The following is a 15,491-nucleotide window of genomic DNA, read 5'->3' as shown; positions in this document are numbered from 1 at the left end:
TGTGCAATTGATGCTTTCACTGCACTGTCTTCTCTATTTTGCCCGCTCGGGTAAACCGATCGCCTCCCGCTAGGGAAATACTCTAGATTGTTTAGCAAGTCAAAAGTTAAAAGTTAGAAGTCAAAGAGGGAAAATCTAGTTACAGCAAAACTTATAACTGCTGCCTGTAGCTGAATTAAATGTGGAACAACTGCGCGCGAGGTCGATCGAACTCTTAATAAAGTAGATAAGTACGGCAGAAAACAGGAAGCAGAAGGTTGTTGTAATTATGAGAAAAATTGCGATCGGGGTTATGGGAGCTGGAGAAAATGCCACAGTCATAGACTGTACCTCTGCCTATGAATTAGGTAAAGCGATCGCCCAACAAGGATGGGTATTGCTTACTGGTGGGAGAAACGTAGGCGTGATGGACGCGGCTAGTCGGGGAGCAAAATCTGCAAATGGCTTAACAGTTGGAATCTTGCCTGGTAGCGATCGCCATGATGCTTCTGAAGCGGTAGATATCGCGATCGCAACGGGGATGGGAAATGCTCGTAATAATATTAACGTTCTTTCTAGTGATGTTATTATCACCTGCGGTACGGGTGCAGGTACAATATCAGAAATTGCTTTAGCTTTGAAAGCAAATAAGCCAGTGATTCTGTTAAATTCTGAAATAGAAAGTCAAAATTTCTGGCAAAAATTATCAGTAAATAATATTTATTTTGTTAGTAGTGTTGCAGCAGCGATCGCTACTGTCAAGACCCTAATTTTATAGAAAAGGTCAGTTCAAGCGTCGGGTGGGCATTGCCCACCTTCCTGTGTCAATTCGCAGCCACAGCCTCAGAATAGGACACTTCTTGAAACTGAATCGTATCTTGACGCGGATCGACGTAGGCAACTTTAATTAAAATTTGTTCGCCCAAGCTGACCCCACGTTTAAATGTCATCGGTAGCTGAAGCCCTAAATCTTCAATCAAGATCAGCGCCAAGCGCGAATCTTCCCGCAACCACATTAAAACGATTGCCTGCCACACATCTTGAGAGTGGCGGCGCAGGTATTCTAAACCCCAATAACGATTGGTCTGCCTTTCTACTAACGACATCTCTTGAGTCATGGCAAACACAGATTGCATCACTTCACGGAGTGCTTCCGCTGAAAACGGTGGAGTTTCACCCCGTAGGTGCGCCTTGAGTTGAAAATGGGTCAGCAAATCGCTATAGCGACGAATCGGAGAAGTTGCCTGAGTATACATCTCCAAGCCCAAACCAGCATGGCGGGAAGGGGTAATACTCATTTCACTTTTAGGCATACAACGGCGCATAGCACAGGCACGTACGAAGCCAGCCGGGAGTTGCAATAACTCTTCTTCTGGGGGTAACTCGGGCTGCGGCTGACCGCGAAATGGCAGGGCAAGATTATGTGCTTGACCGTAGCGTCCGGCAACTTCTCCAGCCAAAATCATCATTTCCGCCACCAGTTGGCGGGAGGAAGAATCGTTTAAGACTTCAATTGTAATTTCGTCGTCTTTAACTTTAATCGCGGTTTCTGGCAAACTAATACTAATTGCCCCCTGAGACTGTCGCCATGCTTGACGACAGCGCGCCCAGTTAGCGATCGCGGCGATTTCTGGCTCGGCTTGTACGCCCAGATCCAACATCTCATCGACATCTTCATAGGTCAGCCGATAGGTCGGTTTGATTAAACTGGCATGGATGGTATATTCTTGGACTGCTCCTGCTGCATCCAAAATGACACCAAAACTGAGAGCGCAGCAAACCTGACCCTGTATTAAGCTCATGGGTCCCGTCGCCAGTGCCACTGGAAACATGGAACTCATACCTGTCGGTAAGTACATGGTCGTACCGCGCCGCCGCGCTTCTAGATCTAATTCATCCTCTGGTATGAGCCAACGAGTCGGATCGGCAATATGTATCCACAAGCGTTCTCGCCCATCAGCTAAGACTTCCCAGCTTACACCGTCGTCAATTTCGCTCGTACTCTGGTCGTCGATCGTGTAAACTTTCAAATGAGTTAAGTCCAGCCGTTGAGTGTCTGGGTCGGGGGGTGGAAATTCTAACCGCTGCTGCGCCACTGATATAACCTCGGTTGAGAATTCTACGGGGATTTGACTGCGACGCAAGTGAAGGTTTTCATGCGGACTCCACAGACCCAAATCTACCAAAAGTTGAAATGCTGTTACGGGAGTCGCGTTACGCCCCAAAGTACTCATAGTCTCCGTCACGATCGCTGGTGGCGGATAAGCTCGTACGAGGGCATCTGGATTTAATCCCTGACGAGTCCCTTCAACTAAAAGTATTGCATACTTGGCGATCGCATCCAGGCGCTGGCGATCGTATCGCTGCCATTCTACGGCTTCTCCCTTCAGCGCTCGTTCGGTACGCAACAGAAATTCCTGCTGTTCTCGCGCTCTTGTTGCTTCTACTTCAAGCTGGTGTTTCCGTTCTGCTACCTGGCTAGCAGAACGAGGCTCGTAAGCATCTCCCTTTTGCTTGAAATATATCTTATCTTCAGAAAGCAAATAGTGAGCGGCATAACACAGAGCTTGGCTCTGGTCGGAGAATAATAAGTTTGCCATCTGTGCTGGAGTAGCGCTTTCTCCTGCTTCTATCAGCAACTCCCACGCTACCTCTAAGCTAGATGGGTCGAGATAGGGCTGTACTTCTGCTAAAAAATTGGCAATATCTGAGGGTTTGTAAGACTGACCTCGGATTTCGTAAGTAAACTGGCGCGGGGCAAGGCTGTGGGATTGACCGCGATCGTCTATGACAAACCAACGAGTTTTACCATCTGGACGGTCTACCACTCCCAAACGGCGATCGCCTTGCACCCTAAATTCGACTAGCATTCCTTTGTCAATTGTCATTTGTCAATTGTCATTTGTCATTGGCGATTGACATTTCTACTACTCATTTTCTTTAGTCATTTGTCTTGTATACAAATAAACTAACTATTTGCAAAAATACTCGATTTGTCAATTTAAACGCAGATGAATTGCCCGCAGCTACAAACTCTACCAGCAATCTATCTCTCTACAAATGACAAATGACGCATGACAAGAATTTACCCTTCTGGATTGATGAAAGGTAACAAAGCCAATAAACGCGCCCGCTTGATAGCTACAGTTAAATCTCTCTGTTGCTTAGCGGTTAAGCCTGTGAGCCGACGGGGAAGAATTTTGCCCCGTTCGGTAATAAACTTCCGCAGCAAATCGACATCTTTGTAGTCTATGGGGTCTTGAGGCTTAATCGGAGATAAACGACGACGGTAGAAACTCATGCTTACTTAATTTCCTTATGGACGGTGTGACGGTTGCAGTGGGTACAGAATTTTTTCAGTTCTAGCCGCGCTGTAGTATTGCGGCGGTTTTTCATTGTCGTATATCGAGACACACCTGCCGATCGCTTGTCTGGATTCGTGCGACATTCAGTGCATTCCAGTGTCACAATAATACGGACACCCTTACCTTTAGCCATAGCTTTTCTAACTCTGGGGTCTTACCAAAATTTAACACAAACGTTTATTATCATATATTTCATCAGGTTTGTGCAAGTCAGTTATCAGTGACTAGTGACTAGTGGCTGGTGACTAGAGAGGAGTTAACCACCAACTACTAGCCGCTAGCCACTCACCAATTACCCATAAACCTTGAATAAAAAGAGGAGTTAAGAACCATGCTGCCAGTCAGCCAAGCGGAGGCAACAATTTTAGACTTGGTGAAACCCCTGGACAAACAACGAGATGCAGAGTTTGTTTCTCTGTTAATTGCCATCGAGCGGATATTGGCAGCACCAGCGATCGGTCATTTAGACTTTCCTCACTGGGATAATTCGGCGATGGATGGCTATGCAGTGCGTTATGAGGACGTACAATATGCTAGTTCACAACAGCCAGTGGTTTTGGAGATAGTTGATGAAATTCCAGCGGGGCGATCGCCACAGCAGTTGATTAAGGCAGGGCAAGCAGCACGAATTTTCACGGGTGCAGTGATGCCAGAAGGGGCTGATACTGTGGTGATGCAGGAACAAACGCAGCGAGAGGGCGATCGCGTCACTATTTTGACAGCTCCTCAACCTCAAGCCTTTGTTCGCCACCAGGCATCCTACTATCAAGCGGGAAAAACCTTATTAGCCCCAGGAACCATGCTGCGGGCGGCTCAAATAGCCGTGCTAGCAGCCGCACAGTGCAATCAATTGAAAGTCTATCGCCGTCCCCGCGTGGCAATTATCTCGACGGGAGATGAACTAGTTCACCCTGAAACTCCATTGGAAATCGGACAACTTGTCGATTCAAATCAGTATGCGTTGACGGCTTTGGTGACGCAAACAGGGGCAGAACCAATCCCAATGGGTATCGTTCCCGATCGCCCTTTAGTGCTGCAAAAAGCATTTTCTAAAGCGATCGCGACTGCTGATGTGGTGTTATCTTCTGGTGGCGTTTCTGTGGGTGATTACGACTATGTAGAGGAAATCTTAACGGCTTTGGGGGCGGAAATGCACGTTCGAGCTGTGGCGATGAAACCCGGAAAGCCGCTGACAGTGGCGAAGTTTTCTCCTGCTCATGCTACCGAACGGAAGCCAGTTCTATATTTTGGGCTACCAGGTAATCCTGTTTCGGCTTTGGTATGTTTTTGGCGATTCGTTCAACCTGCTTTACGGAAGTTGTCGGGACTGGCTGACAATTGGGGACCGGTTTACGTCAAAGCGCGATCGCGTCAAGATTTGAGTTCTGATGGCAAGCGAGAAACTTATATTTGGGGACAGTTGCATTTGATCGATGGTTATTTTGAGTTTCAGCCCGCTAGCGGTAGTCTTAACTCTGGCAATTTGATTAATTTTGCTCAAGCTAATGGGTTGGCAATGATTCCTGTGGGGCAAACTGCGGTTGCATCTGGGGATGAAGTAAGGGTTTTACAGTTTGGTTTTCCGATCATGAGTTAGGTGAGTTTAATGTCACGCATCAGCGAAGCGAAGCCCGATAGGGCGTTAGACGCAAAGTCGCAAAGAGAGAAGAGCGCGAAGTAGATGGGAGCGGTTGTGAGGTTATGCTTTGTTTGGTAGGGATGGGCGATCTGCGAGATGGCTTTTAAAGCGACTGTAGACGATTTGGGTTGGTTGCCAGGTAGAAAACCAATATATGTCTTGAATGGCTGTGTAGGAATGAGTCGTTTCTGCGAGTTGGAATTGTACTAGAGCTAAATTGTTTCTGCCGATCGCTTCTCGTCCTTCTTGAAGTAGGGGAGATTGCCAAAAACAGAGGAACTGAAGCCAATGACGCTTGCTGCTATTCGCTTGTTTTCTCGGTGAAATTAGCCAAGTTACGTCGTTGCCAAAGCTGGGGGTGCGAGCATTTTGTCGCGGTATCCATTCTAGGGTACAGTTCCAATCAGGGGGATGCGATGGATGGGAGTCGGGATCGCGGCGGGATTGTGGCGCTGAAAGTTCGACCATGTTTGGTGGGTTACTCCAACCTTTCCAATGGCGGACTTGTTCTGGAAGCAACCAATCTTTTAAGCGGGTGTGAACGATCCGCGTCAGAGTTTCTTCATTTTTCAAAGCACTGCAAGTTAGCTGTGTCAAAACAGAGTTAGATTCGCCTAAGTTAGATTTACGGGTGAGGCGAACCATCGAGCTGTAGTGAATGTCTCCAGATAAGACGACAACTTGTCGGCGTTGCTCGAATAGGACGATCAAAAGTTGTGCGAGAGCTTCTAAATTGATGTTCCAGGCATCGCCAACATCTGTGGCGAAGACTTTGTTACGGCGCAATTGCCAATGGTGAATCCAATCGATCGCTTGGAGATGAAATACGTTAGTCGGTGCGATCGCGAAAGTGAGTTGAATTTGGGTTTCAGATGCCGATTGTTGCAGCGGTAGGCGCAGTTGTTGCTCGAAGGCAGTCGGACACAGTAGCATGGGTGGTGCGCTCGATTTTTCTTCGATGGGATAGCCTCGCCACGTCCGTGTATCTAAGACGATCGTTTCATGACAATGACTCCGTACTGTATAGTGCCACGCGATCGCTTCTGGATGTCGTTTGAGGATTAATACCGTACCATCCTCTATAAAAGTTGGTAGATTCGTTTGCGCGTCGATGAGGGGCATTCCGACATAACGAGCAATGCGATCGTAGGCAACAGTGTCAGTCCCGCTCGATGACGACCAGTCGACAGCAGCAGTCAGGAGTTCTGCACCCGCTTGTCCTGTGGTAAATTGTTCGGGTGTGTTGCCCCATGCTTGAAACATTGCATAGGCTAGCAGCGCATTTTGTACTGTCCTACGTCCCAAAGGTCGTCCCAAAACGCGCAAGCACCAAGCGCGGTTGAGGTTCCAGTCGTCGCTGACATCATGATCGTCGAAAATTGTGTATGTAGGAATATTGGCAAGAGCGCGTCGGACTTTCCACAATGTATGGATAAATTGCCGCAATGCCCGTGCTTCTCGATCCCAACGACGGCTAATTTGGCGGCGATCGCTAATTTGTTTTCCTGGGGGAATCTGCATCAGCCAGCATGTCGGCGACCAAGCTAGCAAATAGCAAGCATAGTACTCGCCTAAACTCAGTAAGTGACTGTTGACCTTACCACGTTTGTTGCGGAGTCCAGCTGTAAAACCTGCGTGAGTGGTGGCAACTTCAGCTCGTCGTCCAAAAGGTAGCTGTTGCGGTGTATAATACTCTACATCATCGGGTTCTCGCCAACCCACAGGTAACTTTTCTTCCCAACCCAAGAGAGCATCGCCTAGAGGACTAGCAACCCACAAAAAAGGTTCGGCAACGTCATCGCCATAGATTTGATCGCCCGTGAGAAACAGTTGGTGGGGACGGTGTTGAGGTTGAGCTGCTCTATCCTCAATTAAGCTGTCAAGAATTGGTAAGGCATCATATCCACCCCCGTGCGGTTTGCGGCAAGAACCTTGGACGATGCGTAAATCTTCTAAACGATGCGGTGGCAGAACAAAGGTAGGTTTTTGATGGGCGAAGTAGCTCATGGTGACTGTAGGAAAGTCGATCGATCGCAAAGCTTGTTGTAAGGTTTTTGGGCTTTGCTGTGGGTCGTCGAACGAAAATCGAAGGTCGTAAGCATAGAGGCGATCGCTATTCAGATTGTTTCCATTAGACTTAGCAGTCACCGCCACCACATGCAGAAACTTGCCCAATGCTACGGTCGGGGATCTCCCTTGCAGTATGCTCGTTCCTAGCGCCGTACCCTGATTTGCCGTTTCGTAAATCGTCAGTTCTACCTCAGCAGGTTGTTTGAGTGCTACCCAAACTGTGACAGATTCGGGAGTTACGTGTCGTAGAATGGGACCCGCCAAGACAATTGGTAATGCTTGTATTAAATTATCCCAAGCTCGATCTGTCATGGCAAATTATTCGCTCGTCAATAGCGGTTTTCAATTGGGTAAAACACGCGATCTGTAGGGGCGCACAGATGTGCGCCCCTGCAAATGTTACGCACTCAGAAGTTTCGTTCTGGGTCTACCAAATATACAGACATCTCAGATATATTTGATACCTGCGACCAATAGTATATGTCCAACGTTCTACTTCCTGTCCTCTGCCTCTTGGCTTATCGATCGCTTTTTAGCAGGTTTTCGGCGATCGGGTGATAAAATGAAAGGCTGCCATGATAGGAAAACTCAACCAAACGCCGTAAGAATTCGTAATTCAGCTTATGAATCGTTAAATTTATTCATACAAAAAACCAAGATTCCTCAATTGCAATCGCCAGATTCGTCTATAAGATCGATTTACGAGTTATAAACTACAGATCGCAAACCACAAGTCACGAAATAGAGATCGCGCTTGGATTGACGTGTAGCCAATGGATTCACCTCGATAGATAGTAGGACAAACTTATGATGAACGACAAGTTAATGCTGATGATTCCTGGTCCCACGCCAGTACCGGAAGCAGCGTTACTCGCCCTCGCCAAACATCCCATCGGACACCGCACCAGCGAATTTAGTAACATCTTGGCAGAAGTGACAGCAAATCTAAAATGGCTGCACCAAACCGAGAGTGACGTTTTGATGCTAACAGCCAGCGGCACTGGGGCAGTAGAAGCAGGAATCATTAATTTTCTCAGCCCAGGCGATCGCGTTTTGGTAGGATGCAATGGTAAGTTTGGCGATCGCTGGGGAGAAGTTGCCGAGGCTTACGGTCTTCAAGTCGAGAAAATTACTGCTGAATGGGGACAACCCCTCGACCCCGCAGTATTTGCCCAGAAATTAGCAGCGGATAAGGACAAGCAAATTAAAGCCGTCATTCTCACCCACAGCGAAACTTCTACAGGCGTACTTAACGACTTAGAAGCGATCGTCAGTCACGTTAAGGAACACGGCGAAGCCTTAATGATTCTCGATGCTGTCACCAGCTTGGGTGCGTATAACGTCCCGATGGATACTTTAGGTATTGATGTTATTGCATCGGGTTCGCAAAAAGGTTACATGATTCCTCCTGGTTTAGGATTTGTTGCTGTTAGCGCTAAGGCTTGGGAAGCTTACAAAACCGCTAAACTACCCAAGTACTATTTAGACTTGGGTAAATATCGTAAATCGACCGCGAAAAATACGACTCCCTTCACGCCGCCAGTGAATTTAATTGTGGCACTGCACGCAACGTTAAAGATGATGAGAGAAGAGGGTTTAGAATCAATTTTTGCTCGTCATCAGCGCCTGACTCAAGCGACTCGCGAAGCTGTAAAAGCTTTAAATTTACCTTTGTTTGCAGCGGATAATTGCGCGAGTCCGGCAATTACCTCTGTAGCACCAGAGCGAGTCGATGCCGAACAAATTCGCTCGATTTTGAAGAAGAAATTTGACATCGCTCTAGCAGGCGGACAAGACCACTTGAAGGGGAAAATCTTCCGCATCGGACATTTAGGTTTTGTGAGCGATCGCGATATTCTCAGTGCAATTGGTGCTTTAGAAGTCGCTTTACGCGAATTGGGGTATGAAGGTTTTACCCCTGGAGCTGGCGTAGCAGCAGCAGCTCGCGTATTTGCTTCTTAGTCGTCATTCGTCATTTGTCATTCGTCATTGGCTAGACAACAAATGGCAGATGACAGATGACAACTTAAATCAAAAGAGCGGGTTGATAATTCATCCCGCTCTCTTTGTGTAAGTTTAAATTTATGAGTAAAATTTCTACAACTTCGCCAAAAAAGAAATTTTAGTTTGTGCATTGCTATTTAAAATTTCTACTGTGACACGCTTGAATTTGACTAAATCGTTCATGGCACTGCTACGCTCTTTCCAACCAATCATAAATTCGATCTAGTTGTTCGAGCGTGACTAAGCCGTATTGCCATAAGATCATTGGCAAAGGACCAGGATCTTGTTCTCGATGGCGGGTAGCCATATCAATCGATGCTGCCGAAATTGATAAGTCTTCTTGTAGAAATTGCAGAAACTGCATGTACTTTGCTGGTGACATTTGGACTTCACCTTTTTGTTCCAACTGATTATTAAGCATCAAAGACTAAGTAATGAGTAAGTAGTAGCCAGTCTTTTATCTGTCACTTTTCCCAGACTGTCATGAGTATTCTTACTTAATTAGCAAGCTCTTAGTCTAGGATTTACATTATTGTTGCACAGTTACAAATCGGGGGTGGAATAGAATTGTAGCGCAACTTAAATGATTTTCACTTAACTTAGTGCAATGATTAAAAATAATTTAAACCTCTTCACATTTCAGTTATATTTCTAGAGAAAAAAATTCGTACCTACGAAAAGGAATAGATTAGTCAGCCAAAAGTTGGAATTGAGTGATGAGAAGTGGTGTGTGGTGCGCTCAAGGTGGTACGTGAATTAATTTTAGAGTTTGTTGTTGGATTTTGGATTGTTCCCCTGCTCCCTTGCTCCCTTGCTCCCTTGCTCTTCTGCTGCTCTACTATCTACTCCTGTGGATTCATCTACAATCGATCGCTCTTGACTAGTTACATCATCTGAATTTGAAAGATTTTCCTTTGTCATGGTGGGATCGTGCAACCCGCACAATGAATCGAGTCCAGTAGTATCTTGCTTTCCACCCCACTGCCAGCGGTCTAGTACATCTTCTAACAAGACTTCGCGAAACCAAATTTTGCCTACTACAGTTAGAGGTAGCGCCAGTAATAAACCTAAAAAGCCGAAGAACGTGGCAAAAAATACTTGAGCTAGTAAAGTCACGGCTGGTAGTAAAGATACCTGCTGCGCCATGATATATGGTGTCAAAAAATTACTCTCAATTTGTTGAATCACAAAATAGAGAACGAATACGAGTACGGATTTGATCGGCGTATCTAACAGCGCGATCGCCATAGGTGGAATGACACTGATAGTGGGACCGACGTTGGGAATTAAATTGAGAAACCCTGCTAAAACTCCCAATGCCAAAGCTGCTGGTATTCGCAACACTGATAGTCCCACCATACTCATTAGTGCAACTACGCTCGTGCTAATTAAAGCACCAGTCAGCCATTTGCCTAACGACTCCTCGCATTCGTGTAAAATTCCATCTACCCTACGGCGATAAAATGAAGGAAATAATCTCACAAAACCCTGACGGTAAGCATGGGGATTAGCTAACATCATCCCCGTTAATACTAATACAAGTAAAAACTTGATAATAAATTCTAAAGAGCTAGTTACGAAAGCAAAAGAACCGCCCAAGACGCGCTCAAAGAATGGCTGTGCTTGTTTGCTAAGACTATCTACATTTGGTAAGTATGGAGCTACTTGCTGGGGAACGCGAGTTCCTAATTGCTCTATCCAAATGTTGAATCGATCTAAACCTCTAGGAACCCTGACTGTAAGCTCTTGGAACTGCTCGATAAATGGTGGAACAATTAACCAGAAAAAACCAATAACTCCAGCTAGAAATATACCAACTGATAAGATAACAGCAAGCGATCGCCGCATTCCCGATCGCTGAAATCTTCTGGCTAACCGATTTAAGGCAGTCGATAAAATAACTGCGGCAAATAATAATAAGAGAATTTGGCGAATTTGCCACAGAATATAAATGGAAGTAACGATTGCTAATAAACCGAGCCATTGACCGAGGTTCATTGGTAATAGGTAATGGGTAGTTGGTAGTTGGTAGTTGCTCTCGCTGTTTACCCCTGCTTTTTATGAAATAGATATCGCAAATAGAGCGCGATCGCGATAACGACGGTAGGTAATAATACTATAAATAGTGCTTGGCTTGATGTACCACTCAAAGGCAAGTAAGCACCACCATATTTAATCAGATACGACAGAGCGGCAGAGATAATCATCAGCTCTGCAATAAACCATAACTGTTGTTTCCATCCCTCAAAAGCATTCATATAACTTTCTCTCAAGTCCTTAAATATATTTGCCATTTGTTGAAAAAGATAAGATGTAATTGCCTCTTTATCTTCCCCTACTCCCTACTCCCTACTCCCTACTCCCTCTAAAAAGTTCGGCTGTTGCGATAGATATATGGGGTAGTCACCGAACCAGTTAGAGTGTAGAAAATCTTTACAATACGTACAAAATGATGCATAAAAATTAATCAAAATGCCTGTTGAAACCAATAATAATCGCCAGTTCAAACCGCCTAGAGTCCGGCAGTTTGGTGGTAGTTTACTCATTTTGTTGACTGTTCTATTACTGCTCAACTTTATTGTTCCCAGTTTTGGAGCTAGACAGCCACAAGTTGCTTATAGTGACTTTATTGCACAAGTAGAAGCAAATCGGGTAGATAGAGCTATTGTAGGGGGCGATCGCATTGAGTTTACTCTTAAAGCAGATCCTAACCAACCGGAAAGTAGCCTTCCGGCAAACCAAGTTCTCACGACTACGCCAGTCGCAATTGACTTAGATTTACCTAAGATCCTGCGCGATCATAATGTTAAGTTTACTGCTCCAGCACCAAGTAATAGTGGTTGGATCGGTACTCTTCTCAGTTGGGTTGTACCTCCATTAATTTTCTTTGGGATTTGGGGTTTTCTACTCAACCGTCAAGGCGGTGGCGGTCCCGCAGCTTTAACTGTTGGTAAAAGTAAAGCACGGATCTACTCTGAAGGTAGTACTGGCGTGAAGTTTACCGATGTAGCCGGGGTTGACGAAGCCAAGGCAGAACTACAAGAAATTGTCGATTTCCTGAAAAATGCTAGTAAATATACCCGTTTAGGCGCGAAAATTCCCAAAGGCGTGCTTTTAGTGGGTCCTCCTGGGACGGGTAAAACTCTGCTAGCAAAAGCGATCGCGGGTGAAGCTGGTGTCCCCTTCTTCAGTATCTCCGGTTCGGAATTTATCGAGCTATTCGTCGGTGTCGGTGCGGCGCGAGTACGCGACATGTTCGTCCAGGCGAAGCAACAATCTCCCTGTATCGTCTTTATTGACGAGTTAGATGCTTTGGGTAAGTCTCGCGGTGGTGCGAATGGTTTCCCTGGTGGTAATGACGAACGAGAACAAACCCTGAACCAGTTACTTACTGAAATGGATGGTTTTGATGCCAATACGGGTGTCATTATCATTGCTGCAACGAACCGTCCTGAAGTCTTAGACCCTGCATTACGTCGTCCTGGTCGTTTTGACCGTCAGGTAGTGGTAGACCGTCCTGATAAAATCGGTCGAGAATCGATTCTTAAAGTCCACGCGAGAAGCGTTAAATTAGCCGAGGATGTCGATTTAGGTACGATCGCTACCCGGACTCCCGGTTTTGCTGGTGCTGACTTAGCTAACTTAGTCAACGAGGCGGCGCTATTAGCGGCACGACAAAATCGCGATGCTGTTACTCAAGCGGATTTTAACGAAGCAATCGAACGAGTTATTGGTGGTTTAGAAAAGCGATCGCGGGTACTCAATGAAACCGAGAAAAAGACGGTTGCTTATCACGAAGTCGGTCACGCGATTATCGCCGCTCTGATGCCAGGTGCGGGTAGAGTCGAGAAAATCTCTGTCGTGCCTCGCGGTGTTGGTGCTTTGGGTTACACTCTCCAGTTGCCGGAAGAAGACCGCTTTTTGATGATAGAGGATGAAATTCGCGGTCGGATTGCTACGCTATTAGGCGGGCGATCGGCAGAAGAGTTAATCTTTGGTAAAGTCTCGACTGGTGCGAGTGACGACATTCAAAAAGCTACTGACTTGGCAGAGCGTGCCGTTACCCTGTATGGTATGAGCGATGAATTGGGACCTGTAGCGTTTGAAAAGACTCAGCAAGAGTTTCTCGGTGGATATGGCAATCCTCGCCGTTCTGTCAGTCCGAGAGTTGCCGAGGAGATCGATCGCGAGGTGAAAGAAATAGTTGATGGAGCGCATCACATCGCGCTGGCTACCTTGTCCAATAATAAGGAGTTATTGGAAGAAACAGCTCAGTTGTTATTACAGAAAGAAATTCTTGAAGGTGCAGAACTGCGGGAACGACTCAACCGCGCTCAAGCTCCAGCCGATATGGAAGAGTGGTTGCGATCGGGTAAACTACCTCAAGATCAGCCTTTGATGCAATCTGTTTTGGTGTAGATAACAATGTAGAGACGTTACATGTAACGTCTCTACATTGTTATCAGTTAGCGATCGCTCTTTTGGGGGCGATCGTTTTTTATTTGCCTTTGAATGAAATTTAATTCATAGCAATTCTCGATTGCGTGCATGACATTTGTAGGGGCGCACAGCCGTGCGCCCCTACAGATCGTCTGTTTTACCTAATTACAAACCACTATCAATGAAAGTTTACTGCGATCGCACGGCTTTAACCAACGCCTGACAAGCACGCAAGAAAACTCCTACATCTACACCTAAAGCCACAAACTGCACGCCAGTTGCAATCCATTGCTGGGCAATTTCTGGAGTGTCGGCAAATGTCCCCGCTGCTTTGCCAGCCTGACGGATAGTTTCTACTCCAGTCCGCATCAACTCAACGACACGGGGATCTCGTACTTGTCCGGCAATTCCTAAAGATTGCGACAAATCGTAAGGACCGAGAAAAATAACATCAATGTGGGGAACGCTGGCAATTTCTGCTAAGTTATCAATACCTTGTTTGCCTTCGACCTGAACGACAACTAAAGATGTTTCATTTAACTGCTCGATTCTTTGCGTTCCGGCGGCTGTGTAAACCCCGGCACGGGTATAGAGTGACAACCCTCGCGCCCCCAATGGACTGAACTTTGCTCCCTTTACTACTGCTTCCGCATCGGCTTTCGTCTCGATTTGCGGCACTTGTACCCCCGCACTACCAACATCAAGCGCTCTTTGGATCTGGGCTGGATTGTTCTGACTGACACGAATAATTGGTGCTAACTCCACGCAGTCAGCAGCGCGACATAAATCTTCCGCTATTAGAGTATTAAGAGAACCGTGTTCTAAATCAATAACAACAAAATCCAAACCTGCATGTCCGCAAATTTCGATAAATGCCGGATAAGCGCAGTTGGTAAATAATCCCAAGACAACCTCGCCCTGGTGTAATTTGTGTTTGAGTTGGTTTTGATACATAGTGAGTAGTGGTAATTGGTAATTGGTAATTTGTCTTTTCTCCCCCAGCCTCCCCAGCTCCCTCAGCTCCCTCAGCTCTTTTCCCCTGCTCCCTTTCTTTTATGCTTTACACCTATCCACCTCTCCATGCTGGAATTTTGCTCAAACGCTATAAGCGCTTTCTGGCTGATATTGAGCTGGAAACGGGGGAAGTGGTAACGGCACACTGTGCAAATACTGGTCCGATGACGGGGATTTGTACGCCTGGAAGTCGGGTACTAGTGTCGTATAGCTCGGTTACTACGCGCAAATTACCTTATACTTGGGAGGCGATTGAAGTCAACGACAACGAGCCTACCTGGGTAGTTGTGAATACTGCTTTACCCAATCGTATTGTCAAGCTGGCACTGGCACAAAAACTGTTTCCCAAACTCGGTAGCTATAGCCAAATTCGCTGTGAAGTCCCCTATGGTGCAGATCGTAAAAGTCGCGTAGACTTTTTATTGACTGGCGATCGCCCGATTTATATTGAAGTTAAAAGCACGACATGGGCGCAGCAAAGATTAGCTATGTTCCCTGATACCGAAACGATACGAGGACAAAAGCATTTACGAGAATTGAGCGCGCTTTTGCCTCACGCAAGGGCAGTCATGTTTTATGCTATTAACCGGGGTGACTGTACGCAGTTTGCTCCTGGTGATGCTGCCGATCCAGTCTACGGTCAACTGTTGCGTGAAGCTATGCAACTAGGTTTGGAGGTTTTGCCTTGCCGCTTTGAGGTCACTCCGGTTGGAGTGCGCTATTTGGGTTTGGCAGATCTAAAAATATGAATGTATCGATAATTTGCAGTTAACTCTAACTTGATTGAAATCTATGACTTCATCTTTACAATCTTTCATGGTAATCGATCGATAATAACCAATGAGAACTAATTTTTTGCCTGCATTTTTTTTGACTTGCGATCGATAATCAAAATCATCCAAAATTTAAATATTAAAGCAGCAAGATTATATGTTTAATTTTTAAATTTATTTGTGAATAGTAAAAAGATATATGTATCT

The 15,491-nt window shown here is 45.9% G+C and carries 13 protein-coding genes; 5 read left to right on the top strand and 8 right to left on the bottom strand.

Annotated elements, in window-relative coordinates:
- The first annotated feature begins 268 nt into the window (after positions 1-268).
- Positions 269-757, top strand: a complete 489-nt coding sequence (locus tag C7Y66_RS07800; protein ID WP_015154141.1) for a TIGR00725 family protein — start codon at positions 269-271, stop codon at positions 755-757.
- A 46-nt stretch (positions 758-803) separates the two neighbouring features.
- Here C7Y66_RS07800 and C7Y66_RS07795 read toward each other — a convergent pair whose 3' ends face one another.
- From C7Y66_RS07795 to rpmG, 3 genes are all read right to left on the bottom strand, one after another.
- The gene (locus C7Y66_RS07795) at positions 804-2,861 is read right to left on the bottom strand and encodes a ribonuclease catalytic domain-containing protein (RefSeq protein ID WP_106545154.1); all 2,058 of its coding nucleotides are present in this window, start codon (positions 2,859-2,861) and stop codon (positions 804-806) included.
- A 203-nt stretch (positions 2,862-3,064) separates the two neighbouring features.
- Entirely contained in the window at positions 3,065-3,280 is a 216-nt protein-coding gene (rpsR, locus tag C7Y66_RS07790; RefSeq protein WP_015154143.1) for a 30S ribosomal protein S18, read from the bottom strand.
- A 2-nt stretch (positions 3,281-3,282) separates the two neighbouring features.
- Positions 3,283-3,477, bottom strand: coding sequence for a 50S ribosomal protein L33 (rpmG, locus tag C7Y66_RS07785; RefSeq protein ID WP_015154144.1), 195 nt, complete (start codon positions 3,475-3,477; stop codon positions 3,283-3,285).
- Between the two features lie 198 nt (positions 3,478-3,675).
- Between rpmG and glp the strand changes: the two genes are divergently transcribed.
- On the top strand, positions 3,676-4,941 hold the full coding sequence (glp, locus tag C7Y66_RS07780; RefSeq protein WP_106545121.1) for a gephyrin-like molybdotransferase Glp: 1,266 nt from the start codon (positions 3,676-3,678) through the stop codon (positions 4,939-4,941).
- A gap of 102 nt (positions 4,942-5,043) precedes the next feature.
- On the opposite strand, the gene C7Y66_RS07775 is transcribed toward glp, so the two are convergent.
- Positions 5,044-7,365: a PhoD-like phosphatase gene (locus tag C7Y66_RS07775; protein WP_106545120.1), complete on the bottom strand. Its 2,322-nt coding sequence runs from the start codon at positions 7,363-7,365 to the stop codon at positions 5,044-5,046.
- A gap of 498 nt (positions 7,366-7,863) precedes the next feature.
- Between C7Y66_RS07775 and C7Y66_RS07770 the strand changes: the two genes are divergently transcribed.
- On the top strand, positions 7,864-9,015 hold the full coding sequence (locus tag C7Y66_RS07770; protein WP_106545119.1) for an alanine--glyoxylate aminotransferase family protein: 1,152 nt from the start codon (positions 7,864-7,866) through the stop codon (positions 9,013-9,015).
- Between the two features lie 232 nt (positions 9,016-9,247).
- Here the strand turns inward: C7Y66_RS07770 and C7Y66_RS07765 are convergent, their stop codons facing one another.
- From C7Y66_RS07765 to C7Y66_RS07755, 3 genes are all read right to left on the bottom strand, one after another.
- Complete coding sequence (locus C7Y66_RS07765) at positions 9,248-9,478, bottom strand: DUF2949 domain-containing protein (protein ID WP_015154149.1); 231 nt, start codon at positions 9,476-9,478, stop codon at positions 9,248-9,250.
- Positions 9,479-9,819: 341 nt separating this feature from the next.
- Positions 9,820-11,055, bottom strand: coding sequence for an AI-2E family transporter (locus tag C7Y66_RS07760; RefSeq protein WP_106545118.1), 1,236 nt, complete (start codon positions 11,053-11,055; stop codon positions 9,820-9,822).
- A 47-nt stretch (positions 11,056-11,102) separates the two neighbouring features.
- Positions 11,103-11,351 carry a hypothetical protein gene (locus C7Y66_RS07755; RefSeq protein ID WP_233222571.1) on the bottom strand — a complete coding sequence of 83 codons (249 nt, stop codon included), beginning with the start codon at positions 11,349-11,351 and terminating at the stop codon, positions 11,103-11,105.
- Positions 11,352-11,529: 178 nt separating this feature from the next.
- Here C7Y66_RS07755 and ftsH point away from each other — a divergent pair, with 178 nt between their 5' ends.
- Positions 11,530-13,476, top strand: coding sequence for an ATP-dependent zinc metalloprotease FtsH (gene ftsH, locus C7Y66_RS07750; RefSeq protein ID WP_106545117.1), 1,947 nt, complete (start codon positions 11,530-11,532; stop codon positions 13,474-13,476).
- Positions 13,477-13,686: 210 nt separating this feature from the next.
- Here ftsH and C7Y66_RS07745 read toward each other — a convergent pair whose 3' ends face one another.
- Entirely contained in the window at positions 13,687-14,451 is a 765-nt protein-coding gene (locus C7Y66_RS07745) for an HpcH/HpaI aldolase/citrate lyase family protein (RefSeq protein ID WP_106545116.1), read from the bottom strand.
- Between the two features lie 101 nt (positions 14,452-14,552).
- Between C7Y66_RS07745 and sfsA the strand changes: the two genes are divergently transcribed.
- The gene (gene sfsA, locus C7Y66_RS07740) at positions 14,553-15,260 is read left to right on the top strand and encodes a DNA/RNA nuclease SfsA (RefSeq protein WP_106545115.1); all 708 of its coding nucleotides are present in this window, start codon (positions 14,553-14,555) and stop codon (positions 15,258-15,260) included.
- Positions 15,261-15,491: the final 231 nt, after the last annotated feature.

Source organism: Chroococcidiopsis sp. CCALA 051, from assembly GCF_003015105.1.
GTDB classification, from domain to species: Bacteria; Cyanobacteriota; Cyanobacteriia; order Cyanobacteriales; family Chroococcidiopsidaceae; genus Chroococcidiopsis; species Chroococcidiopsis thermalis.
The sequence above is the reverse complement of the archived record's forward strand: the minus strand, read 5'-3'. Positions and strand labels throughout refer to the sequence as shown.

Coding starts and splice junctions, on each gene's coding strand:
- C7Y66_RS07770 (WP_106545119.1), top strand. CDS start 7,864: ATGAACGACAAGTTAATGCTGATGATTCCTGGTCCCACGCCAGTACCG.
- sfsA (WP_106545115.1), top strand. CDS start 14,553: ATGCTTTACACCTATCCACCTCTCCATGCTGGAATTTTGCTCAAACGC.
- C7Y66_RS07800 (WP_015154141.1), top strand. CDS start 269: ATGAGAAAAATTGCGATCGGGGTTATGGGAGCTGGAGAAAATGCCACA.
- rpmG (WP_015154144.1), bottom strand. CDS start 3,477: ATGGCTAAAGGTAAGGGTGTCCGTATTATTGTGACACTGGAATGCACT.
- ftsH (WP_106545117.1), top strand. CDS start 11,530: ATGCCTGTTGAAACCAATAATAATCGCCAGTTCAAACCGCCTAGAGTC.
- glp (WP_106545121.1), top strand. CDS start 3,676: ATGCTGCCAGTCAGCCAAGCGGAGGCAACAATTTTAGACTTGGTGAAA.
- C7Y66_RS07745 (WP_106545116.1), bottom strand. CDS start 14,451: ATGTATCAAAACCAACTCAAACACAAATTACACCAGGGCGAGGTTGTC.
- rpsR (WP_015154143.1), bottom strand. CDS start 3,280: ATGAGTTTCTACCGTCGTCGTTTATCTCCGATTAAGCCTCAAGACCCC.
- C7Y66_RS07755 (WP_233222571.1), bottom strand. CDS start 11,351: ATGGCAAATATATTTAAGGACTTGAGAGAAAGTTATATGAATGCTTTT.
- C7Y66_RS07775 (WP_106545120.1), bottom strand. CDS start 7,365: ATGACAGATCGAGCTTGGGATAATTTAATACAAGCATTACCAATTGTC.
- C7Y66_RS07760 (WP_106545118.1), bottom strand. CDS start 11,055: ATGAACCTCGGTCAATGGCTCGGTTTATTAGCAATCGTTACTTCCATT.
- C7Y66_RS07765 (WP_015154149.1), bottom strand. CDS start 9,478: ATGCTTAATAATCAGTTGGAACAAAAAGGTGAAGTCCAAATGTCACCA.